Raw genomic sequence first — 24,219 nt, 5'->3', positions numbered from 1 at the left:
TTTTTTATAAATTAGGATTTAACAACGTTAGTTGCTTGTGGTCCACGGTTACCTTCTTCGATATCGAAAGAAACTTGTTGACCTTCGTCTAAAGTTTTGAAACCATCACCTTGAATTGCTGAGAAGTGTACGAATACATCGTCTCCACCTTCAACTTCGATAAAACCGAAACCTTTGTCTGCGTTAAACCATTTTACTGAACCTGTGTTCATATGAAATTCCTCCATTGTGCATCAAGCACGTTTATTACTTTGGTTGTTCTGATAATAATTCAAGATGATGATAAACGTTATAATGTTTTGACATAAATCCTGTATTGCTAGCACGAACAATTAAGTAACCTAAGTGTAACACATGTCACCCAAAAAAGATACTATTCTTTTTTAGATATAGTATTCAATCTGGTTCAAACTCTATTTCAACCCGTTCTTCTCAAGGTATAATCGTTCGATAAATTATTATAATGACTAATACTCCATTTCAACTTCATTATATGCTTTTACCAGTTCCTTCATTTTATTTATAATGTCTCTTTCATAATTTCCTTCCAATAAAATCGATTCTGTTGCATATGGTGCGAAATCTAGGTGGGATCCAATCATTACCGAGTGAGCAGCTTTCTGGAACATATACTTTTCTTTAATTTTATCAAGAACCTTTTGTCTATCCTTCTCATTCAACATGTCAATTTCTTTAATGATTTTATCTGGAAGAGACATAGCATACACCCCCATGAAGAGAAACCCTTAGCGGTGACTTTCCCTCTTTCTCACCGAATCCCCATCAATTCCTTCAATTCCTCTTCATTATGAATCAAATCTTTCAACGTATACTCATCAAGTACTTTAAAAAATGCATGTAATGCCCGGTTGACTACATGCTTTAACGTGCAGCCCGGTTCGATGACGCAATGTTTTTGACCTTTTTCAAAGCATTCGAGCATATTAAAGTCATTCTCCAGCTGCCTGACAACAATACCAATATTGATTTCTTCTGCAGGCTTTGCTAGACGGATTCCGCCATTTCGACCTCTAATTGTTTCAATCAACTCAAGCTTATTTAATTCGTGGACAATTTTCCCCAAGTGATGTTGCGAGATGTTAAATACTTCCGAGATTTCTTTAATGTTTACCAGTTCTTCATTCTCTTTCATCCCAGCAAATAATAGAACACGAAGCCCGTAATCTGTATATTTTTTTAGATTCATATTCGTTTCTCCTTAAAAAAATACTTTCACATTATTGTAACATAAGTTCGGTTTTCCCTATTGATACAGTAGGTACATTAATTATACAATAAACATGTATTCAAAATACATGTTTAAACTTTTAAAGGGGAGTGCTTAAATTATGGCAACAACTACTACAGGTTTAACTGAAGAAACCCGAAATATTATTAAAGCGACTGTACCAGTATTAGAAGAACATGGTGAACAAATTACAACACGTTTCTATCAATTAATGTTTGAAAATCATCCAGAACTAAAAAACATTTTCAACCAGACAAACCAACGACACGGGGATCAACCGAGAGCCTTGGCAAATACGGTTTATGCAGCTGCAGCAAACATCGATAATTTGGAAGCGATCTTACCAACTGTTGTATCGATTGCGCATAAACATAAGAGTCTAAACATCAAGCCGGAACACTATCCAATCGTCGGTAAATATCTGCTTCTTGGTATTAAAGATGTGCTTGGAGACGCTGCGACCGATGAAATCATCGATGCCTGGGAAAAAGCATACGGTGTGATTGCAGATGTATTTATATCCGTTGAAAAAGAAATGTATGAAGAAACGAAGAAAATGACAGGCGGTTGGATTGATTACCGTGATTTTAAAGTAATGAAAAAAGTTAAAGAAAGTGATGTTATTACGTCGTTCTATCTAGAACCGGCAGACGGAAACCCTTTTCCTAGTTACAAGGCGGGTCAGTACATTACCGTAAAAGTTGATATCGAAGGAGAACCATACACGCACCAACGTCAATACAGCTTATCTTGTGCGCCAGACGAAGGGCAATACCGTATTAGCGTGAAGCGAGAAGATGGTACTGCAGATACTCCAGCTGGAATTGTGTCCTCTTATTTACATGAACATGTTGAGGAAGGAAGCGTACTTTCCATTAGTGCACCTTCTGGAGAATTCTATCTTGATACAGAAGATACTCGTCCACTCATTTTATTAAGTGGTGGCGTCGGACTTACTCCAATGATGAGTATGCTTGAAACAGTGATCAAGGAACAGCCAGAACGTGAAGTTACGTATATTCACGCTGCACAAAATGGTAATGTGCATGCAATGAAAGACCGTGTGAGCGAAATTACAGAATCCCATAACAATGTAAAAAGCTATGTCGTCTACGATAGCCCGGAAGCAGATGATCAATATGATAAATTAGGACATATTGATACCGAATGGTTAAGCACAATCCTCCCAACGACAGATGCTGCCTATTATTTCTGCGGACCAAAAGGCTTTATGCGTGCCGCTTATAAAATCTTAAAAGAATACGGCGTTGCTGAAGAAGATATTCACTTTGAAATCTTCGGACCCGCAGAAGATATTACAAATTAATTTCACCATCATAAATAATCAGAGAATCCCATCTACTGCCCATCTTACACAGTAGCCGGGATTTTTTTCTTTTCCCCCCCTCTCTCCCGGCTGATTTGAAGAATAATTGTTTTGTTCTCTAGTTAGTGCGTTCATTCTGCTCGGATGGAAAGATGCGGGTATTATTTTCCTGTTAATGCGCTCGGCTTGCCGGAATGAGAAAACAAACAGACTGCATTTTCCTTTCAGCGAACTCGGTATGACGGAATGGGAAAATAAACAGGCTGTATTTTCCCTCCAGCTCACCCAGTCTGCTGGAATGGGAAAACAAACAGGCTGTATTTTCCTTTCAGCGCACCCAGTCTGCTAGAATGGGAAAACAAACAGGCTTTATTTTCCTTTCAGCGCACCCGGTATGACGGAATGGGAAAACAAACGGCTTTATTCTCCCATTCATTCCCTCAACTTGCCTAATCGGGAAAACAAAATGACTTTACTCTCCTATTCGCGCGCCCTTCTTATCCAAATAAGAAATAAACGAGTTTTTATTCTCCCATTTCTGCGCCCGTCCTGTTTTTCTATCTTGGAGTAACCAGACAAAAGTGCACTTACACCGAATGAAAGTAATCCGCAGCTTTTACAATTACGCTCTGTAACTTTTTTTATACTAAAGGTAAAAAATAAGTTACCTTATGTAAAAAACATGTTACCTTAACTATAGAAGAGGTGAATGGATATGTCCTTTAACCAAAAAAGAAAAATAAATAACAGAATTGTTGTATTAAGAGCGGAAAGGGGATTATCCCAGCGTGAGCTTGCAAATCAATTAGGGGTAAGCCGGCAAACGATTATTTCTCTTGAGAAAAACAGGTATAACCCCTCTTTGAAATTAGCGTTTGATATTGCCCTTTTCTTTGGTGTCGTTAGGATGATTGCTAATCGAATTATACGATCAATTCATTCAACATTTCGACTATGAAACATACAAATTAGTTATCTGGTATTTAATCTCTGGTTTAATGATTCTTCATGCAAGTATCTTAAGCGTACTAAGAAGGAAATATTAATTAGTAGAGAAAGGAACGTGTCTATATGAATATCTGGGCTTGGATTGGGCTTTCTGGAACTGTTATCCTCACTCTTCTCCCACTCCTGAGTGAAAAACAACGAACGAAAGAAAAAATTCGGGAAGCAGTAATCATGAATGCAATTGTACTTGCCATTATTATTGCTGTATTACTTTTTAATGTAGATTATTTATTAGCTTTTATCCTTGGTGCGGTAGTCTATATCCTCTTGGATAAAAAGACATATACAAAGAAACGCCTCATTATCTATGGCGGAATTATTATCGTTATCGGAACTGCATTCTTCTATATTTTCCGTGATAATCCAGATTATGTCCTCCATCATCTACAAGATAATCCGGAAACAACTTCGCTCTATGTCGTAAAAAATGGTGAAGAAGTCATTGCTTATCAATCAGATATTGTGCATCCACTTGCAAGTACCGTTAAAATAATTATTGCCTTGGAATATGCGATGCAAGTAGAAGCTGGTGAATTGGATAAAGATCAGCTTGTCCCTCTTGCAGATTTAAACCGTTTCTATTTTGAAGGTACGGATGGATTTGCACATGAAACCTGGCTCGAATCCATCCATACGGCAGGTAAGATAAAGGATGAGCAAGTACCTCTTCATGAAGTTGCTAAAGGAATGATTACATACAGTTCGAATGCAAATACCGACTACCTGCTTCACCTGCTAGGGATTTCCGCAGTTAATGATCGGATTGAATCTCTTGGTCTTATCCATCATGAACCGGTCTATCCTTTGGTCAGTCCCCTTCTCTTTCCGGAATATGTTGCTGACGATTCCATGAACACCGATGATATCGTCAACGAACTGGAAGCAATACCGATGGAACGTTACCGGGAACTTGCAATTGATTTCAGCAATCAGATGAAAGAAGGTACAATTGATATCGAATCTTATTCGTTTGATTTGCCACTCGCCGTTCAAAGAGTCTGGTCCGACCGATTAATCGGTGCGTCTGCCAAGGATTACGGAAATCTATTATCGATTATATCTAATGATGAACTACCGACTGAAGCCGCTGCAATCATGCGAGATTTAATGGAATGGCCAATGGAAATGAATGAAGCGAATCAGGACTATTACGCTCATCTCGGATCAAAAGGTGGGTCAACCGCATTTATCCTGAATGATACACTTTACGCAGAAAACCTTGACGGTGAAAACATAGAAATCGTTTTATTTACGGATGACCTCACTCGATGGCAAAACAGATTGTTGCAGCATAACATCAATTCTTTCGAGGTGAACTTAATTGGCAGTGACGAATACCGATTAAAAGTTAAACAAGCGCTAGAGGAACAATCCTAATCCCGTCTCAAGCTAATTCATTGCCGTCTTTATCATTCTCCTCCATACTTATTATAAGGATAAAGTATGGAGGAGAAACAACGAGCCATAACAACCTCTTATACAGGCTTTTTCACGATTAAACGAATTCTTCCGGATAAAATACTATCCCCGTCTATCAAGGATTAAAACCATTTTTATGTAAAGCTACAATTGGAAATCTGATCCTTGAAAAATATGAAGCAGTCACGGACCTCGACGAACCCCTTCCATTGCTCACAGCAACTACCGATACAACGCTTGCCTTATTTCTCATCGATCTTGATACCCCAATGACGCTTGACAGGGCAAAATTAATAAAAAAGCATGATCCCTCTCTACCGAATAATTCGGCAGGGTTTTTGTTTGGCCGGATTTTACCATTGCTAACGTTTAGTAAACTACTTATAATAAGAACAAATGTTTCTATTAGGTGGTGGACTACGATGGATTATTCAATTTATCCGCGAAATGACATTCTATGTATCGATATGCGCTCCTTTTACGCAAGTGTTGAAGCGGTAAAACGTAATCTTGACCCAATGAAAACAATGCTTGCCGTTGTCGGTGATTTAAAGCGGCCAGGAAGTATTGTGCTCGCCGCCTCTCCTGCCTTAAAAGAAAAATATGGCATCAGTAATGTTAGCCGTTATTTCGAACTTCCTGATGATCCGGATATTCATATCGTTCCTGCTCGAATGGCCGATTATTTACATGTATCCTTGGAAATTACAAAGCTAATCCATAATTATGCACCAAAAGAAGCCATCCACCCATATTCCATTGATGAAATATGGGTGACGGTCAATGGACTTGAGCGACTATTCGGTGACCGGCGCCAAATTGCCGAGAAAATAAAGGCAGAAATTATGGAAAGCTTTGGACTTACTGCTGCAATCGGAATTGGTGATAATAAATTTCTCGCTAAAGTCGTCATGGATCTTCACGCAAAGAAAGAAGGAATCGCTGAATGCAGCTATGAAGATGTAGAAGAGAAACTTTGGCCTTTTCCAATTGAAAAAATTTGGGGAATTGGCAGCCGCATGAAACGCAATCTGAATCGCATGGGGATTGTCACACTTGGTCAGCTCGCCCGCTATGACTTGAATCAACTAAAAAAACGCTTCGGTATTATGGGTGAGCAACTCTACTCGCATGCTTGGGGTATTGATTTAAGCCCCGTTTACGGCAACTTCACCAAGACGGAGCAAAAAGGATTCGGACATGGCATCTCCCTGCTCCGAGACTATACGGAAAAGGAAGTCGCGACATGTATTTTGGATTTATGTGAAGAAGTCTGCCGGCGTGCGCGCACTGCTAATCAAGCTGGAAAAACGATTAGTCTTAGTATTTCCTACTCCTCAGAAAAGAAAGGTGGGTTTTCTCGTTCGAAAAGCATCGAACGCCCGACCAATGTAACGATGGATATGTATGAGGTCTGTATGCAGCTTTTCCAAAAATTTTATGACGGAAGCAGCTACATCCGCCACGTATATGTAACCCTTGGTAATCTTTATGATCATGAAGATATTCAGCTTGATTTATTTGAAGATCGCTTAAAGAAAAATAATATCGGTTATGTCATGGACGCCATCCGTGATAAATACGGATCCACTTCCATCCTGCGAGCCTCGAGCTACACCGAAGCAGGCATTCTCCTCGACCGAAGCAAAAAAATCGGAGGTCATCAAGCTTAAACCAACGCTGTGTAACGTGCTATAATAAGTTGGATGTCTAACTACTCAAACAGCGAAAGGAAGAATAGACGATGAAAAAACACTTCTTACTCACTATTTTTCTGTTTGCCGCAATTTTAACTGCTTGTGGTGAACAAGAAGCTCCAGCCGAAGAAACTGCAGATGATACAACTGCTTATCCAAATGACGTGGAAGAGAATCCGGTCGTCACCATTACGATGGAGAATGACGAACAAATTATACTGGAATTATATCCGGAAATTGCACCGAATACCGTCGCAAACTTCATTTCCCTAGTCGAAGATGGATTTTATGATGGACTCATTTTCCACCGGGTTATCCCTGGATTTATGATTCAAGGCGGTGACCCAGATGGCGCTGGCACGGGCGGTCCCGGCTATTCGATTGCCGGAGAATTTTCCTCCAACAACTTTGATAATGATTTAGAACATGATCGGGGCGTACTATCTATGGCAAGATCACAATCACCGGATTCCGCTGGTTCCCAATTCTTTATTATGGTAGAAAAGTCCTCACAATTGGATGGTGACTATGCTGGTTTCGGTAAAGTGACGGAGGGGATGGAAGTCGTCGATCAGATTGTTTCAGTTGACCGAGATGAACTGGATAAGCCTTTTGAAGACCAAGTGATGAAGACAGTTGAAGTCGATACGAAAGGTTATGACTATCCCGAGCCAAATGTATTATCCGAATAGTAATTATGAAGGTTTAACTAATTGTCACAGACAGCCCGTTTCACATATAGTACAGTTATACTATAAACATAATCACGATGAAAATCAGTGAAAAGAGTGAGGAAAGTCATATGAATGAAACATCTAAAAAACTGGATCAGATAAAGTTCAAATTCCAACACGAAATTGAAAAAGCAATCAACGACTTAGCAATGATTATTATATTCAATCATCAAGGTATCATTCAGTATGTCAATAAAAGGTTTACAGAAGTCACCCAATATACGCAGGAAGAATTGTTAGGAAATGCGTTGACAAATATTTTCCCTGATGACTTTTCAACACTTGTTAACCAAGCTGCAAATAATCAGCGAAAATGGAGGGGTGACATAAGACAGCAGAAGAAAGACGGGACCTATTATTGGGTGGAAGCAAATCTCTCCCCTACGTCCGACGCCGCGACTGGAGAAGCCCATTACGTGCTAATCCAGCGTGAAATGACCGAACGTAAAGAGTATGAGCAAATGATGGAAAACCTAGCTTATGTTGACCCTCTGACAAACCTTCCAAATCGGAATTATATGAAGAAATGGGTAACGGAAAAACAGCACCCAGCCGATACCAAAATCACAATTCTTTTTATTGATATTGACCGTTTTAAAACCATTAATGATAATTTCGGTCAGGATATTGGGGACCAAGTCTTCATAACCTTGGCAAAACGGTTGGAAACATGCGTGGGAAAGGAGTCGCTCATCTTCCGTTATGACGGTGAAGAATTTATTATCCTATTAGAGAACCATTCTAGAGAAGATACAAATCGGCTGGTAAATCAAATTCTTCACACCATCCGGGAACCTGTCCGAATCGATTATCATGAACTGCTCCTAACAGCAAGCATCGGAATCAGTTCTGGGCATCCTTTCCTAGCAGAAAGGGATGCAACTACTGCGCTTGAAGATCTTGTAAAAAAAGCGGACACAGCGATGTATCACGCTAAAAAGCAAGGTAGAAACAATTTTCAATTCCATTCAGATAATCAGATTAGAGAGCTGGATCGGGATTATCAAATTGAACTTGAAGTTACAGACGCATTGGAGCGTAATGAATTTTCCCTTGTTTATCAACCATTATTTAATTTGAAAACAAATAAAATTGTTGGCGTAGAATCATTACTTCGCTGGGATAACCGGTTACTCGGCAAAGTCTCTCCAATGGAATTTATCCCAGTTCTAGAGGAGACAGGTCTTATCGTACCTGTAGGAAAGTGGATTCTTCATAGTGTCTGTCATCAAATGATGAGCTGGCAGCAACAAGGACTATTTTTGCAACGCGTGTCCGTCAATGTGTCACCACTTCAATTCCGTGATCCGTATTTTATTGCTGATCTAAAGGAAATCCTCCACGAAGCTCAACTGGATGCTTCCTATTTAGAGCTGGAGATTACGGAAGGCACCTTACTGGATATCGAGGATTCCACAAAGAAATTACATGATCTCCAAGAGCTTGGAGTCAAGGTTTCCATCGATGATTTCGGTACCGGCTATTCCTCCCTCAGTTACTTAAAGCAATTGCCGATTGATACATTAAAAATCGATAAATCTTTTATCGATGACCTAGACAGGGATGGAAAAATTATTGTCAACACAATTATCAGCATGGGCAAAAACTTACAGTTCCGGATTATCGCAGAAGGTATTGAAAACAGTGATCAATTTAAATACCTCCAAGAGCAGCAATGCCATGAAGGACAAGGCTACTTCTTCAGCCGCCCGGTAAACAGTGAAAGAATAGAAGAATTATATCATTCTCTGCAGTAACCAAAAACAGCCGACTGGAAAATCCCAGCTGGCTGTTTTTCAATTCATTATTCGATTTCTTGAGCTTCATCGATTACTTCTTGTGGTACTGCAATCTCATCAACTGTATTAATTCCAGTGTATGTTGCAGTCATTTCTTGATTCATACGTAAGGATTCACCTTCTGCGTTAATATCAAAATCCATATTCGTAATTACTTTTGTCGTATCATATGTTTCTTTATCAATATGGAGTTCATAGTACATGGAATGAATTGTCATTTCTTCAAGTACTTCGGAAATCTCTACTCCTAAGTCGGCAAATGTTTCTTCACCAAGATTCTCTTTGATAAGTTCCTCGGTAAGGTCGGCAAACTCATCGCCTTCTCCTTCAAACTTAAATACATAGTAGTCATCTTCTTCTGAGAAATCGACATCATCCATAAAGGACTCCAGCATTTCTAATTGGTCTTGTGCAGTTTGGTCCGTATTCATCATTTCTGTCGGCATCATATCTGCACTCATTTTTAACCAAGTCTCTGACATTGACTCGTACATATAAAAATCTGTATCTGTGAGGTACATTTCCATCTCTGTTTCAATTGGCATTCCTTCGACTTCCATACTGATTGTACCTGTTTGGTGCATCGCGAGTGGATCGATTGTCATGGCGGATTTTGTATCCATATCCATCACCATTTCACCTTCCATCGCGTCACTCTCCATTGTTTGGTTGATCACCATATCCATCTCAACGCTTTCCATTTTCTCTCCAGCTTCGACAGCTTTTTGATAGACTTCCTTCGCTTCATCACTATTACCGCAAGCTGCTAAGAAGGCCATCAACAAGACAGCTAGACCTACTGTAAATTTCTTCAACATCATAATCCCCTTTCTTTTTTCCCCTACCATTTGATACGAATTACTTTTATCAAAGGTTTCAACTTTTTTGGCGGAATCGTAGGATAGTATATCTTGTTTTCTTTATTTTGAACAGGGCAAAAAGCGGAATTTCAAATATTCCCAACGAAAGTCCTAGTAGAGGCAGTCTATTTGGACGGATTACAAGTTCTCTGAATTTCTACGATATATGCTATGATTCTATTATTATCAGTGGTTCAAGGATTAATTCACGACCTTGAGTAATATAGCGGATAAAAGTAAAAATTCGGACCGGAAATAATAAATGACCCCCCTACTATAAGAAGTTTCCTTTCACATATGGTATGATGTGAACTAATAACCAGTTGAAAGGAAATCAGCATGGATCTAAAAATTTTATACGAAGATAACCATTTACTTTTTGTTATTAAACCTGTAAATATACCTGTCCAAGAAGATCGTACAGGTGACCCTGATTTATTGAATGTTGTAAAATCCGATATTAAAGAAAGATATAATAAACCTGGCAATGTTTATGTTGGGATGGTTCACCGCTTGGATCGACCAGTTGGCGGTGTCATGGTATTTGCCAAGACATCGAAAGCCGCTTCTCGAATTTCGGACGTTATCCGCAAGCAGGAGATGGAAAAGAAATATTTAGCGATTGTAAGAGGCGTGCCAGATAAAGAGTTTGCCCACTTGGAAGATTATCTTGTGAAGAATAAAAAGAAAAATATCGTCCACACCTCCACGAGGGAGAATAAAGAGGCAAAAAGAGCGCTGCTGGATTTTGAAGTACTTGGTACGAAAAAAGGACTAAGCTTGCTTGCAATTACGCTCCATACAGGGCGCCCGCACCAAATCCGTGTTCAACTTGCAAGTCGGGGACTCCCTTTATATGGCGATCAGAAATACGGGGAGAATGTAAATAAACCTGGCGAACAGATTGCTTTATGGTCGAGTGAGCTTGCTTTACCTCACCCAACGAAAAAAGAGAAGATTCGAATCTCAGCCGCTCCACCTAATGAATATCCTTGGAATTTGTTTTAATAAGAAGAAAATGAGACATAGCTCAAACTACAGTTATGTCTCATTTTCTTTTCCTTCTTCCTTCTCTTGTTCCTCCAACAGATCGATTAATACCCTACTAGGTTCGCTCCCGGTATAGCCGATATCGGTGACAGTATTTTCGGTCCGTGCAATAATAGATATATAGTTATTCTGTTCTTCTATCCATGCTTCATCATAACCTGTCAAATGAATTTCTTCATAATCTTCCAAGCCTTTTTCATCTTTTAAAGCATCCACTAACTTTTTAGCAATTGATTCCGTCAACGCATCATAACGGTAAGAGCTGATGCTTGCTGTATAAGGAACCGTATCGTTTTCCTTTGTTTTTGCAGGGATAGTGAATCGCTGTTCCAGTTTAATTTGTTTCGGCACGAAAATACTTGACTGTTCAAGGAAATGATTCTCGCGTTTCCGCTCGATTCCATTAGTGGGAAAACTCACCTTTTTAAGTTGTACTTGCTCTACATCAAGCAACGTTACTACTGGCAGTGAGCTATCTGGAATTTCCGGATATGCTTTTTCAGGAGACATTTGTCTTGTTTCATTGAATATAAAGATTAGTAGAATCAAAAACAAACCTATATAAATAAAAAAGAATACCTTTCTCATTATTTTTTTCCGTCGATAAGGCTTTTCATGATTAAACATTTCATTACGTTTAAGCTTCCTGATCAGCAGGGATATATGGATCATTCCTCGAATCATATATACAGCTAGTAAGAGATAGATCAGAGCAAAGATTATATTCGATAATAGATTGTTTTCCAATAAATCATAACTTGTCGGATTGATAAATCGATACCCTTGCGAAATTATGATTAAAATCGTAAAAAAAGTGATGGTGAATCCACGGCTTAAAATATTCCGCTTTAAACGCTTAATCGAACTAGCTTGTATCACTGGATCGGTATGAATTTCAACTGTCTCACCCGCCTTTTTTTCACGGAAGACATGAATAAATCTTCTCGACGTTACATGCTCCCAGCCCGCTGCCTCATACAATTCAATCTGCTCATCTTCCAATTGCCTATTTTTCGAAGCAACTTCAAGGCGATACTGGGTTTTAGCAGGTTCGCCCTTCACAAACTCTGCAAACCCAAATGTGAAATGAACAAGATGCCAACCATTTCCTGCCATATCCTGTAACCATGATTCCTGTTCTTCAAGCTCCCACTCATCAAAAATAAGCAATTTAACTTTTCTTTTACTGCTCATCACATTCTCCCCCTAGCATTCTAGCTCTTCCATCTGCAACCATATCCATTAAGCGAGCATATTCTTGTTCCAACGCCTGCTCACCCAATGCAGTCATTTTATAAATCTTCCTTCTGCCATTTGCATCAGCGAGTTCAATCCAGTTATCCTTTTCAAGGCGCTTTAAAATTCCATATAATGTTCCGGGACCCATTTCAATTCTTCCCCGGGAAATTTCATGGACCTTTTCCATTATCGCATAACCATGCAGAGGCTCCCTTAGAGCTAACAAAATATAATACATCGCTTCTGACATCGGATTCTCTTGTCTTTTCCCCATCTCATCATTCCTTCATCATCTCTATATCGCGTCACGATATATCGTTACACATAGTATAAGGGATGAGTAAACCGATTACAATATGTATTTTCTCTAGAAATTAAAATTCTGAATGAAAAAGCTGAAACCATATGGTACGATAAAACGTAAATAGAGTAAGGCGCAAGAAAGGAGGGATTATGTGGAACTATTCGGTACGTCTATAGAAAATGTTTATTTAATTATCCTTATCCTTTCGGGTATCTTAACGTTTCTTTATTTATTTTTTGGAGATTTCTTAGAAGCTTTTGGGGAGATTACACCATTTTTTAATCCGGCATTGATTCTTGCTTTCATTACATTTTTCTCTGCCTCCGCTTATATTATGGAAATTGTCTCGTTACTATCAACGGTTCTTATTATCATCATTTCTGTTGTTATTGCATTTATACTCACTTCCGTACTGAACCTCTTCGTATTTATTCCGATGAAATCAGCAGAAGAATCATTAAGTTATACAGAGGAATCACTAAAAGGAAGGGTTGGTAAATTAATCCTTTCTATCCCGCTTGATGGTTATGGAGAAATTGTCATAGAAAGTAAAAGTGGCACAATCTCAAAGCCTGCAGCAAGTTATGATAAGGAAGAAATCCAGGCAGGCAGCCGTGTACTTGTTATCGAAGTGAAGAATGGTATCCTTTATGTCATTCCATATGAGTCAGGGTTCGATTTATAATCCGTTTAATCTACTCAAAGAGAGTATGTTAATAAATATATATTAAGGAGGAAACTGCATGTTTGAATCAGTCAGCATGGCTGTCTGGGTAGTTGTTGCGATTGTCGTCTTTCTTGTCATTGCCTTTATCGCGATTTTCACGACGAGATATCGTACAGCTGGACCAGACGAAGCATTAATTGTAACAGGTAGCTATCTAGGAGGTAAAAATGTACATACGGATGAAGCAGGGAATAAGATTAAAATCATCCGTGGCGGCGGTACTTTTGTTCTGCCGGTCTTCCAGCAGGCAAGCCCATTAAGTCTCTTGTCTAGTAAACTGGAAGTCTCTACTCCCGAAGTCTATACGGAACAAGGTGTTCCCGTAATGGCGGATGGAACTGCTATTATTAAAATCGGTGGATCGATCAATGAGATTGCAACTGCCGCTGAACAATTTTTAGGAAAGAGCCGGCAAGACCGGGAATTTGAAGCAAAAGAAGTATTAGAGGGGCATCTCCGCTCCATCCTCGGTTCCATGACCGTTGAGGAAATTTATAAAAACCGGGATAAGTTCTCCCAGGAAGTGCAACGGGTTGCTTCTCAAGACCTTGCGAAAATGGGGCTAGTTATTGTATCCTTCACTATTAAAGAAGTAAGAGATAAGAATGGTTATCTCGAATCCCTCGGGAAACCGCGAATTGCCCAAGTAAAACGGGATGCAGATATTGCAACAGCTGACGCGGAGAAAGAAACACGGATTAAGCGGGCCGAAGCTGCGAAGGATGCACAAAAATCCGAACTGGAACGTGCAACTGAAATCGCTGAAGCAGAAAAAGAAAATCAGTTGAAAACAGCCGAATACCGCCGCGAACAGGATATTGCAAAAGCGCGGGCTGACCAAGCGTACGACTTTGAAACTGCAAGATCGAAACAACAAGTTACCGAACAGGAAATGCAGATTCAAATTATCGAACGTCAAAAACAAATTGAACTCGAAGAAAAAGAGATTCAACGTCGAGAAAAACAATATGATTCAGAAGTTAAGAAAAAAGCGGACGCGGACCGTTATGCAGTTGAGCAAGCGGCTGTCGCAGAGAAAGCGAAACAAATGGCTGCAGCAGATGCGAATAAATACCGTATTGAAGCGCAAGCAAAAGCGGAAGCTGAACAAGTACGGATTGATGGTCTAGCTAAAGCTGATTCATTAAGAGCGCAAGGGGAATCGGAAGCAGAAATCATCCGTCTCAAAGGTATCGCAGAAGCGGAAGCCAAAGAGAAAATTGCCGAAGCTTTCGAACAGTACGGTCAAGCAGCGATACTCGATATGGTTATCAAGATGCTTCCTGACTATGCGAAAGAAGTTGCAGGACCACTTGGCAACATCGATAAGATTACGGTTGTTGATACTGGTGGCGGCAAAGGTGATGGTGGCGCCAATAAAGTGTCAGGTTATGCAACTAATCTAATGGCAAGTCTGCAGGAAACATTAAAAGAGACTTCCGGTATTGATGTAAAAGAATTACTGGAAGGTATCGCAGGTAAACAAACACAAGCCGTAAGCACGATCAACCCTGTTCCAGAAACAAAAGCGAAAAAGGAACAAATAGAGGCAGAGGCTGATACATCTAAAATAACTGATTCTGAGTAAATAAATAGCCACTATCTGGTTCACAAACAACTGTAAACCAGGTAGTGGCTATTCTCTATCAATAAATAATGTAAGTACCTTCGCCTCTTCATGTTGATTCACCGGCATGAATAAATGCGGCTTGTGCCCTTGGAAATACGCACTATCTCCCTGTTTCATCAAATGCTTTTCTCCATTATAAAAAAGAATGATGGAGCCCTCCAAAATGAAAATGAACTCATCCTGTGAGTGGGTATACCCTTCCGTCCGCTTGTTGAATTCCTTTGGTGTAACATGGACAATTGTTGGTTCGATCCCGCTATAATGAGCCCGGTTTGCAAGCAGTTCATAAGAATACCCCATGGACTCGTCCCCTACTTTAGATGGGCGGTCATTATTTCTTTGTAATACGAGTTCTTCTTCTTTCTCTTCATCTAAAATCCAGGAAAGTGGAACTTCCAATGTTTCACTGATTTTCGAGAGTGTCGCGACAGCTGCAGCAGTTTGGCCGTTTTCAATTTTGGAGAGCATACTTTTTGATATTTGGCATTGATCAGCAATTTGCTGTTGTGTTAGCTTTTTTCGTAATCGGATTTGCTTAATTTTTTTACCAATACTTTGCAGATCTATGGGTGTTCATTCCTTTCCCAAATATTCTATTACGTTATTATGATAGAATAGCAAGACCTGCAAGTCAAGATAAGTAGAGTAAAATAAGCCATGATAACCGTTTCGGTACCATGGCTCATTATTAGGCATTGGATATATAAGCTAGGGAGCGGCTTGGCAGTTGCTTGCCAAGGATGTTTTGAATATAGAGACCTGCTTGCTGCATTTTCTTTTCACTAATCCCTGTTTCAATTCCGATCCCGTGCAGCAAGTACAATACATCATTCGTATCCACATTTCCGGTAGCACCCTTTGCATAAGGACAGCCTCCGAGCCCTCCTACAGTACTATCAAATCGATTTATTCCATAATGGAGTGAAGTCATAATATTGGCGATTGCCATCCCTCTTGTATCATGGAAATGGAGAATAAGCTTCTCTTTCGGGAAATGTTTCAGTAATACTTCGAGCAGCTTTTCAACATCGGTAGGAACCGCTGTCCCGATCGTATCGCCTAACGATAAATCATCGACACCTGCTTCAACGAGCCGGTCACATACTTCAAGCACTTGTTCTGGCGTAATCTTTCCTTGGTATGGACAATCGAATACAGTTGAAATATATCCTGTCACAAGTTTCCCGGCATCCTTTGCTTCCTTAATCACTTCTTCTAGAATCGGGTACGTATCCCCAATCGATTTATTAATATTCTTCTGATTATGCATTTCACTTGCCGACATGAAGACAGATGCCCGGTCAATACCTGCTTCCAATGCAAACTCTAATCCCTTCATGTTCGGAACAAGTGCTGAATAGGTAACATCTGGGTTACGGATAATACGCTCGCCCACTTCTCTTGCATCCTTAAGGGCGGGGATCATTTTTGGATTTACGAACGAGGAGTATTCTATCTCCTTTACCCCTGTATTCGAAAGCATATTAATCCAAGCAATTTTATGTTCGGTCGGAATCCATTCCTTTTCATTTTGTAAACCATCTCGGGGACCAACCTCTTTCATAATTACTTCTTTCGGTAAATTTTCCACGCTATCCCTCCGTTCATCAAATCATTGGAACCGTTTACAATACGCTGTAAAAAATTAAACTCAATATTAGTTTACTCTTATTCAACATTGTTGAGTAAAGTATATAATAAATATTCAGCCATTGCAAATATATTATTCTAAAAAAACAAAACGAACTCTATTTAGAGCCCGTTTTGTTATCGTTGTGTTTATTTTTCGTTTAGAGTCCTTCATCTGTGTCTGCACTAGGATCTACGCCGCCATCAGGCGCTTCTTCACCAGGTACATCCGGTGTCATTGGTTCTTCTGCTGGATCTTCAGCATCTGCGCAAGCTACAAGGAATCCTGATAAAAGGAAAATCGAGGCGAAAATTTTGAGTTGCTTCTTCATCATGTTTCATTCCTTTCTTTAGCTTTCTACTTAATGTGTACCCCGATAAAGCCTTTACAAATCTTAAGAAAACATTACAAAAACATAACAAAGTTTTAACAATTAGTCCTATTCACAATTTACTATCAATAAAAAGAAAAATGAAACCAAACTTCCCTTTATACCGTAATATATATTACCCCAACTTTCGCAGCCCAAAACAGCGAATCACTTTCATTCAGCGTAAGTATTTTGAGCATTCATTTTATTGGCGTTCTAATTACCGTTCAGTTGCCCGGCGGACGGATGCTTTCTACGGGCACGGCCTCAGCCTCCTCGGAAGAAGTTCGCTTCCTGCTCAGGTCTGGACTCGTGCTTTTCCCGTAGGAGTCACCGTCCGCCGGGCAACTGAACTGGTAAAGATGATTATGATGAATGGAAGTTATTCCATCTTGATAAAATTATACTTCTGGAGTACGAAATAGTGTTCCTAGTTTGGCCTTTCCTGGGAGCAGTCCAGACACCTCGAGACTCCTGCGGGAGGATAGGCTTGGTGAGACCCCACAGCAGGCTTGCCTGCGAGGAGGCTCACCAGCCGCCCGCGGAAAGCGAGAGGTGTCTGGACTGCGGACCTCCAGGAGAAGGTTGCGCTCACGCTGAATAAAAGTGATTATTTTTTCAGATGCGAAAGGTGAGATATTGAGTTAAACTAAAATTAACCCTTATATGGAGGAGGAAGCGGAATGGGAATCCTTTCTAGATTTACTACCCTTATGAAAGCAAATATAAACAGTAGAATCGATCGTTCCAGAGATCCTGAAAAAGTTATTGAAAAAACATTACGCGATGTGAACCTCGATCTTCGTACTATACAATCTGAAGTGAATGCATTAGAAGCGGATGTAAGACGAGCTAAGCGGGCAGTGGATGAATGTGAAATGGAAATTAGAAAGCTAGAGCGCTACCGGGAACGCGCAGCTGATAGGATCGAAACACAGGCTGCAGGATTTTTAGATGACCAAGAACATCTAGAAAGTAAAAAGTTAGAGCTAGTTGCCAAGTATAATCGACTTCTAATAGAAGCAAGGCAAATGAGATTACTAGAAGAAAAATTAACGCTGGATGTCAGGCAATTGGAAGCAAGAAGCCGAATGATTAAAGAAAAATCAGCACTACTTAACCAGAAACAAAAAATAAATAGTGGGAACCCCTCCATTACTTCCGGTTTTATGAGTTACGAGGAAGAACTAAATTTTAAGCTGGATGAAGCTGAAGCACTTGAACAGCTAAGAAACAAACCAGCACCTATTGAGTCCATAGATGAAGAAATTGCAAAATTAACGACGAACAGAAGCGAGACATCTAACGAATAGCGGGGGATTACAAATGGTTATACAATATAAATGTCCAAACTGTGGGAGTGATATGACGTTCGATGCCGATTCTGGTACATTGTCCTGTGACAATTGCGGTAGACAGGATAATATAGAGAACTTTTCCGAGGACTTTATTGAAACGGTATTTGAAGAAGAGGAAGCAAAAGAATATCAATGTGAGAACTGCGGGGCTGTCATTGTTACAGATGGTGATACTACCGCGACCAATTGCAGTTTCTGTGGGGCAGCTGTCGTGTTGGCTGATCGTGTGTCTGGAATCCTTGCCCCTTCGCTTGTGCTTCCGTTCACCATTTCAAAACAGCAAGCAGAACAAGCATTTCGAAAATGGTGTAGAAGAGGACTGCTTACCCCTAAAGATTTCAAGATGGCTGACCGGATTAAAGAAATTACCGGCATATATGTCCCCTTCTGGCTCTATGATTTAAAAAATGAAGCGAAAGTCCATGCAATTGGAACGAGGGTAAGAAACTACACAAGAGGGGATTATATTTATACGGAAACAAAGTATTATGATGTATACCGAGATTTACGCATAGACTTTAGCCGGGTGCCAGTCGATGCTTCGGAAAAAATGGATGATGCTCTGATGGATAAGCTTGAACCCTATCAATATAGTGATCTAAAAGACTTCAAAACCCCTTATCTTGCAGGTTATATTGCAGAGAAGTACAATTATGATGCAGAAGATTTATTGCCACGGGTAAAGGATAAAATGCGTAAACCACTTGATGATTATATTCGTTCAACAATCAGTGGATACCATTCCGTGAATTATAAAGATAAAAATATCCGTACGGCAAAAACAAAAAGCCTATATACGCTACTTCCAGTCTGGATGGTATACTATGATTACGAGCAGGCGGAACATATTTTTGCAATGAACGGGCAAACCGGAAAAGTTGTCGGAAAGCCTCCACTCAGTAAAGCGAAGATTGCCGGATGGTTTGCAAGCATTGCCGGTGGATCCTTTATCTTAATGAAAATTATCTCCTTTATTGTTACAGGAGGTATCAATTTCTAATGTTCATGAACCGTTTATCAAAAAGTGCAATCATTTTTATCGCATTCTTTTTCTTATTCACAACTCCCGCCTTTGCAGATGTCGAGCGAATTTACGATGAAGCTGGCCTGTTAGATGCAAATCAAATACAACAGCTGGAAAAGAAAGCTGCCTCCTATTTTAGTGAATGGTCGACTGACTTCATTGTCGTTACAACAAATGACATCGAGGGTAAATCACTAAAGAGGTATACACAGGACATTTCCGATGAACTAGAAGAAAAACTGAACCGCGCAGAAGATAATATGGTCATCTTAACTATTTATATAGAATCAAGCGCGGATAGGGAAGCTTATATCGCAGGGTTCGGAAAGGGAGAGGAATATGTAGACGATGCAAGAATACAATTAATTCTCGATCACATTATCCCTGACTTGGCGAATGACGATTACTTTGAAGCTTTTGAGCTATTCTTTGAGAAATCCGCTGAATATTTGAATATTCGCCCCGGTGTAAATCCGGAATCTATTTTCTTAAATACGTATCTTCAACTTGGGGTTGCTATTACTCTAGGTGGATTAATCGTATTTATCATGGCATATTCCTCGGGGGGAAAAAGCACAGTAACAAGTGGAACATATTTAAATCGGAATAACTCGCGAATCGTCAGGAAGCATGACCGCTATCTCCGTAAAACAGTCACAAGAAAAAGAAAACCGTCAAATAATAGCAATAGCGGCGGTGGATTTGGTGGTGGCGGAGGCGGTATCACCCGTGCTGGCCGCTCGCATAGTGGCGGTGGCAGGAAATTTTAAACAAATAATTATACGTAACGAGAAAGGACGGATTCCATGTCTTTTTTTAGAAATCAACTAGCAGACGTTGTGGAATGGCAAGAATTTAGAGATGATATGATTTTTTGGAAGTGGCCGAACCGGGAGATTAAAAAAGGCAGTCGCCTGATGATTCAACCTGGTCAAGATGCAATTTTCTTTAGTAATGGAAAGATTGAAGGGATTTTTGAAGAGGATGGGGAGTATAATATTGAATCGGAAATCATTCCCTTCTTATCAACTTTAAAAGGATTTAAATTTGGCTTTAACTCCGGCCTGCGTGTCGAAGTCCTATTTGTTAACACGAAGCAATTCACGGTGAAATGGGGAACGAAAAACGCAATCAACATCCCTTCACCCTCCCCCGCTTTACCGGGTGGAATTCCAATTCGGGCGAACGGGACATTTAATTTTAAAGTAAATGATTATGTGAGATTAATCGAAAATGTAGCAGGTGTGAAAAAGAAATATCTCGTGGAAGATGTAAAAATCCGGATTACTACCGTGCTGGATCAACTCTTAATGAAATGGATTGCGCGCGAAGGGAAGGATATGTTTAATCTGCAAGCAAATTCATTTGAAATCTCGCGTGGCATCCAGGAAGACCTTGATATGGAAATCTATGATTTAGGGCTTTCCATCACTGGATTTAATGTAAACAGCTTTAACTATCCGAAAGAAATTCAGGATATGATTACGAAAGCTGCTTCCCAGGGTATGGTTGGTGACGTTGCAAAATATCAACAACTTGAAATGACGGACGGTATAGCCTCAGGTAAAGTAAAAAGTGGCGGAACCGCATCTGACATGGCCGGGATGATGATGGGCATGAACGTTGCAAGTGAAATGATGAAAAACATGAAACAAATGAATCAACCGGACCAAAATCAACAACAGCAGCAACAAAATCAGCCAGCGACGAATAACCAGTCAACTGGCAATTCAAGCAAGCCCAACTTCTGTCCAAATTGCGGGCAGAAAACAGATGGAGCAAACTTTTGCTCGAACTGTGGTCTAAAATTGTAATCGAGAAAAGGTCGGCATATCGAATGCCGACCTTTTCTTTGTATTTATATTGGAGCCTTTATTCTTACTGAATCGTTACTTTCACCGTGCGTACGCCCCAGTTTGTTGCTTGCTTTTGCGTTGGGACGAACACATCTATTTTATTTCCACGAATTGCGCTTCCTGTATCTCCTGCAATCGCATGTCCGTATCCTTCCACATGAACGATACTTCCAAGTGGAATAACACTAGGGTCAACTGCGATTACCTTCGCATTTGGATTCGCCTTTAAATCGATTCCTGTACTTGTTACACCAGAACAGCCGTTACAGTCTGCTGTATAAGCGGTAGATGTAACTGTGAATGACTTATTATCAGGTTCGCTTGGCTTTGGTGTAGGTTTCGATTCCGGTTTATTTACAGCCGGTTCTTCCTTTTTCACCTGAACCGGTTTGCTTTCTTTCTGTTCCTCTTTCTTCTCTACTGTTTTCGTTTTAACCACTGCAGCTTGGGCTTGTTCTTCCTGTTTCGCTTTCTCAGCAGCTGCTCGTTTAATCTCTTCTTGGCGCTCACGTTCTGCTGCTTCTGCTGCAGCAATTTCTTTTTTCACTGTATCTTCCATTGTTTTTAAACGTGTATCTTCCCCTTCTAATTGCTCGACATAAGCAACTAGTTCCTCACGCTTATCATTTAAAGACGCTTTAACCGTCTCTTGTTGCTGCTTTTCCTGTTCAATCTGTGCACGTTCCGCTTCTTGCGCTTCATGCATTTGGTCTAAATCATTCAGCTTCTCAAGTGTTGAGTGCTGATGCGCTTCGACAAGTTCCATATCATCTTCAAGCTGTTCCATCAACATCGCATCTGAATCCATTACTTGATTGACAGCAGTTACGCGGCTAATGAAGTCTCCAAAGCTCTGAGAGTCAAAGATCACTTCAATATAATTAATTAGCCCGCCTGATTTCTGGTAGGATGATGCTCTTGTTTTCAACAAGTCAAAGCGTTCTTCAATACTTGCATTTAATCGATCGATTTCTGCTTGGAGGGTGTGAATCTCTTCTTTCGTAGTTTCAATCTCATATGTAATTTCCTCCACTTTTGCCTCTTTCTCTTGAAGAAGGTCTTCTAACCGATTGACTTCCTCGTTCAATGCTTTCATATCGTCATAAAGTTCATTGATTTTCTGTTCCCCAGCTGATAAGTTGTTCTGGATTTCTTTTCTTTCTTGTTGGATCTCCTCTAAATCACCCTTGCCACTAGCATGGACTTGTAAATGAAAGGTGCCTTGGATAAATAATAGAGAAGCTATCAAGGTGACGATTGTTAGCTTTTTCCTCAACCTTTTTCCCCCATTTCCATAGATTTCTAATTCGCAATCTATGGTTGCAGTATAACATCCAATCGTAACAAAAAGATTATGCTTAGATTACAATTAGATTTCAGGAGAAGTTTACATTGAAACAAAGGGGGAAGTACCCTTGCAGATGTTAATAACGCGATTCATTTCGCGGGCGCCTGGGACTGCGATTACTCGTACCACCGAAGAGTGTTTACACTAGCAAAACCAGCAGTCGCAGCAATGTACAAACTGTGACTCCGAGGCTAGTGCTAACAATTATAGTTATCCTCAGCATCTTCACTTAATAATTCTTTAACCGAGTTAAAAAGCTAAGGAAAAATAAATTCTCCTTAGCTTTAACATATTTCTATTAATTTTCTACAGTATTTGCTTGGAAGTTTGCTAGGGTTTGCGTGAGATTTGCTTTTTCTTCATCTGGTAATGGGATGAGTGGTAAGCGAACACTTCCAACGGGTACGTTGATTTCATTTAATGCTTCTTTTACCGGTGATGGGCTTGGAGCCTGGAATAAGGCTTTTACAACCGGCACGATGCGACGGTGGATTCCAGCAGCTTCTGTAACGTTACCATCAAGGAAGTTTTGGACCATCGCTCGCATATCTTTCCCAATCACATGAGCTGCGACCGATACAACGCCCGTTCCACCAACAGATAGAATTGGTAACGTCATGCCGTCATCCCCGCTATATACACTGAAGTCATCTCCAGTTTCTTCAATGATCTGAGATACTGCATCAAGATCTCCGCTCGCTTCTTTTACAGAGACGATGTTATCAACTTGGGACAAGCGGATAATCGTTTCAGGAGTCATGTTGACAGAAGATCTTCCTGGAATATTGTAAAGCATGACTGGTAAAGATGTGGACGCTGCAATTTGGCTGAAATGTTGATATAATCCCTCTTGAGAAGGTTTATTATAATAAGGTACGACAAGCATAATTCCATCGACGCCAATCGATTCAACTTCTCTTGTCAGTTCAATGGAGGCTCTTGTATTATTCGTGCCTGTTCCGGCAAGTACCGGTACTCTGCCATTTACTTCTTTCACTACATATTTAAATAGTTTAACCTTTTCTCTCGTCGTTAATGTCGGTGATTCACCGGTTGTCCCGGCCACAACTAAACCATCAGTTCCTGTATCGAGTAAATGTTCAATTAGCTTCGACGTTCTACCATAATCTACTTCTCCGTGTTCATCAAAAGGTGTCACCATTGCTGTTAGTAATCTACCAAAATACATTTATTTCACATCCCTTTCTTTTTTACCATCAATAAAAGCAAAAAAGCAATAACGGTTTGGGCCGCTATTGCTTTTCGAACGATGGATTGTTCTTTCGCTTGATAGCTCCCCATATAGTTGCCTATATGACAGATCTATACCTATTCGATACAGACCCAGCATCCGGAATTAATGAGCTTCCTTCTGCTTCGGCAATTCCCCCTTTCCATATGGTTCACTGGGTCTCATTCACCCTCCACATATGTACTAATGGTCACTGCAACCTCTATCCTTACTTTATCGTTTATAAAATAAGAGATATTTAATTGTTTTCACTACTATAACAAAGACTGTAAGAAATAACAAGTAACAGCAGCTCTTTACTACTATATTTATGTTATTTGCACCCTAACCGTGCATCT

Annotated in this window: 24 protein-coding genes and 1 riboswitch; of the genes, 13 read left to right on the top strand and 11 right to left on the bottom strand. The window is 40.0% G+C overall.

The window, feature by feature from the left end; genetic code table 11:
• Positions 1–11: 11 nt before the first annotated feature.
• The 3 genes from SPD53_RS14840 to SPD53_RS14830 form a co-directional block, all read right to left on the bottom strand.
• Positions 12–212 (bottom strand): cold-shock protein, encoded by a 201-nt coding sequence (locus SPD53_RS14840; protein ID WP_156857784.1) that lies wholly within the window; start codon positions 210–212, stop codon positions 12–14.
• 255 nt (positions 213–467) lie between these two features.
• Positions 468–719 (bottom strand): hypothetical protein, encoded by a 252-nt coding sequence (locus SPD53_RS14835; RefSeq protein ID WP_188859242.1) that lies wholly within the window; start codon positions 717–719, stop codon positions 468–470.
• 50 nt (positions 720–769) lie between these two features.
• A complete protein-coding gene (locus SPD53_RS14830) occupies positions 770–1,207 on the bottom strand; it encodes an RrF2 family transcriptional regulator (protein ID WP_336253032.1) in 438 nt (145 codons plus the stop codon).
• A 142-nt stretch (positions 1,208–1,349) separates the two neighbouring features.
• On the opposite strand from SPD53_RS14830, the gene hmpA reads away from it, so the two are divergent.
• From hmpA to SPD53_RS14800, 6 genes are all read left to right on the top strand, one after another.
• The gene (gene hmpA, locus SPD53_RS14825) at positions 1,350–2,576 is read left to right on the top strand and encodes an NO-inducible flavohemoprotein (RefSeq protein WP_336253031.1); all 1,227 of its coding nucleotides are present in this window, start codon (positions 1,350–1,352) and stop codon (positions 2,574–2,576) included.
• A gap of 715 nt (positions 2,577–3,291) precedes the next feature.
• Positions 3,292–3,534 carry a helix-turn-helix transcriptional regulator gene (locus tag SPD53_RS14820; RefSeq protein ID WP_336253030.1) on the top strand — a complete coding sequence of 81 codons (243 nt, stop codon included), beginning with the start codon at positions 3,292–3,294 and terminating at the stop codon, positions 3,532–3,534.
• 113 nt (positions 3,535–3,647) lie between these two features.
• Complete coding sequence (locus SPD53_RS14815; RefSeq protein WP_336253029.1) at positions 3,648–4,961, top strand: serine hydrolase; 1,314 nt, start codon at positions 3,648–3,650, stop codon at positions 4,959–4,961.
• Positions 4,962–5,425: 464 nt separating this feature from the next.
• Complete coding sequence (locus SPD53_RS14810; RefSeq protein WP_188859239.1) at positions 5,426–6,676, top strand: DNA polymerase IV; 1,251 nt, start codon at positions 5,426–5,428, stop codon at positions 6,674–6,676.
• A 71-nt stretch (positions 6,677–6,747) separates the two neighbouring features.
• Positions 6,748–7,392 (top strand): peptidylprolyl isomerase, encoded by a 645-nt coding sequence (locus tag SPD53_RS14805; protein ID WP_188859237.1) that lies wholly within the window; start codon positions 6,748–6,750, stop codon positions 7,390–7,392.
• 77 nt (positions 7,393–7,469) lie between these two features.
• Positions 7,470–9,191, top strand: coding sequence for a putative bifunctional diguanylate cyclase/phosphodiesterase (locus SPD53_RS14800; protein ID WP_336253028.1), 1,722 nt, complete (start codon positions 7,470–7,472; stop codon positions 9,189–9,191).
• 47 nt (positions 9,192–9,238) lie between these two features.
• On the opposite strand, the gene SPD53_RS14795 is transcribed toward SPD53_RS14800, so the two are convergent.
• Positions 9,239–10,048 (bottom strand): DUF6612 family protein, encoded by an 810-nt coding sequence (locus SPD53_RS14795; RefSeq protein ID WP_156857794.1) that lies wholly within the window; start codon positions 10,046–10,048, stop codon positions 9,239–9,241.
• 384 nt (positions 10,049–10,432) lie between these two features.
• Between SPD53_RS14795 and SPD53_RS14790 the strand changes: the two genes are divergently transcribed.
• A complete protein-coding gene (locus SPD53_RS14790; RefSeq protein WP_336253027.1) occupies positions 10,433–11,101 on the top strand; it encodes an RluA family pseudouridine synthase in 669 nt (222 codons plus the stop codon).
• Between the two features lie 33 nt (positions 11,102–11,134).
• Here the strand turns inward: SPD53_RS14790 and SPD53_RS14785 are convergent, their stop codons facing one another.
• Positions 11,135–12,337 carry a DUF2812 domain-containing protein gene (locus tag SPD53_RS14785; RefSeq protein ID WP_156857796.1) on the bottom strand — a complete coding sequence of 401 codons (1,203 nt, stop codon included), beginning with the start codon at positions 12,335–12,337 and terminating at the stop codon, positions 11,135–11,137.
• Entirely contained in the window at positions 12,327–12,656 is a 330-nt protein-coding gene (locus SPD53_RS14780; protein ID WP_232334480.1) for a PadR family transcriptional regulator, read from the bottom strand. Before SPD53_RS14780 ends, SPD53_RS14785 begins: the two co-directional genes overlap by 11 nt.
• Before the next feature lie 181 nt (positions 12,657–12,837).
• Between SPD53_RS14780 and SPD53_RS14775 the strand changes: the two genes are divergently transcribed.
• Positions 12,838–13,371, top strand: coding sequence for a hypothetical protein (locus SPD53_RS14775; RefSeq protein ID WP_336253026.1), 534 nt, complete (start codon positions 12,838–12,840; stop codon positions 13,369–13,371).
• Positions 13,372–13,429: 58 nt separating this feature from the next.
• Entirely contained in the window at positions 13,430–15,001 is a 1,572-nt protein-coding gene (locus SPD53_RS14770; protein WP_156857798.1) for a flotillin family protein, read from the top strand.
• Between the two features lie 48 nt (positions 15,002–15,049).
• Here SPD53_RS14770 and SPD53_RS14765 read toward each other — a convergent pair whose 3' ends face one another.
• From SPD53_RS14765 to SPD53_RS14755, 3 genes are all read right to left on the bottom strand, one after another.
• Positions 15,050–15,583, bottom strand: a complete 534-nt coding sequence (locus SPD53_RS14765) for a helix-turn-helix domain-containing protein (protein WP_336253033.1) — start codon at positions 15,581–15,583, stop codon at positions 15,050–15,052.
• A gap of 148 nt (positions 15,584–15,731) precedes the next feature.
• Positions 15,732–16,634 carry a hydroxymethylglutaryl-CoA lyase gene (locus SPD53_RS14760; protein ID WP_188859227.1) on the bottom strand — a complete coding sequence of 301 codons (903 nt, stop codon included), beginning with the start codon at positions 16,632–16,634 and terminating at the stop codon, positions 15,732–15,734.
• A 199-nt stretch (positions 16,635–16,833) separates the two neighbouring features.
• A complete protein-coding gene (locus SPD53_RS14755; RefSeq protein ID WP_198042706.1) occupies positions 16,834–17,004 on the bottom strand; it encodes a hypothetical protein in 171 nt (56 codons plus the stop codon).
• 722 nt (positions 17,005–17,726) lie between these two features.
• On the opposite strand from SPD53_RS14755, the gene SPD53_RS14750 reads away from it, so the two are divergent.
• The 4 genes from SPD53_RS14750 to SPD53_RS14735 are packed head-to-tail and all read left to right on the top strand — an operon-like array spanning position 17,727 to position 21,239.
• On the top strand, positions 17,727–18,356 hold the full coding sequence (locus SPD53_RS14750) for a PspA/IM30 family protein (RefSeq protein WP_156857801.1): 630 nt from the start codon (positions 17,727–17,729) through the stop codon (positions 18,354–18,356).
• 13 nt (positions 18,357–18,369) lie between these two features.
• Complete coding sequence (locus tag SPD53_RS14745; protein WP_156857802.1) at positions 18,370–19,401, top strand: TFIIB-type zinc ribbon-containing protein; 1,032 nt, start codon at positions 18,370–18,372, stop codon at positions 19,399–19,401.
• Positions 19,401–20,195, top strand: coding sequence for a TPM domain-containing protein (locus SPD53_RS14740; RefSeq protein ID WP_336253025.1), 795 nt, complete (start codon positions 19,401–19,403; stop codon positions 20,193–20,195). The genes SPD53_RS14745 and SPD53_RS14740 overlap by 1 nt, the downstream gene beginning before the upstream one ends.
• 36 nt (positions 20,196–20,231) lie before the next feature.
• Positions 20,232–21,239 (top strand): SPFH domain-containing protein, encoded by a 1,008-nt coding sequence (locus tag SPD53_RS14735; protein WP_336253024.1) that lies wholly within the window; start codon positions 20,232–20,234, stop codon positions 21,237–21,239.
• 64 nt (positions 21,240–21,303) lie between these two features.
• Here SPD53_RS14735 and SPD53_RS14730 read toward each other — a convergent pair whose 3' ends face one another.
• Both SPD53_RS14730 and dapA read right to left on the bottom strand, forming a co-directional pair.
• Positions 21,304–22,557 carry a PcsB-like coiled-coil domain-containing protein gene (locus SPD53_RS14730; protein ID WP_336253023.1) on the bottom strand — a complete coding sequence of 418 codons (1,254 nt, stop codon included), beginning with the start codon at positions 22,555–22,557 and terminating at the stop codon, positions 21,304–21,306.
• Between the two features lie 370 nt (positions 22,558–22,927).
• Positions 22,928–23,818, bottom strand: a complete 891-nt coding sequence (gene dapA, locus SPD53_RS14725; RefSeq protein ID WP_336253022.1) for a 4-hydroxy-tetrahydrodipicolinate synthase — start codon at positions 23,816–23,818, stop codon at positions 22,928–22,930.
• Between the two features lie 94 nt (positions 23,819–23,912).
• A riboswitch (Lysine riboswitch) is annotated at positions 23,913–24,094 on the bottom strand.
• Positions 24,095–24,219: the final 125 nt, after the last annotated feature.

The organism is Oceanobacillus sp. MO10714A (assembly GCF_037072045.1).
Lineage (GTDB): Bacteria > Bacillota > Bacilli > Bacillales > Amphibacillaceae > Oceanobacillus > Oceanobacillus indicireducens.
Note: the sequence above shows the minus strand (reverse complement) of the source record. Positions and strands in the feature narration are given on the sequence as shown.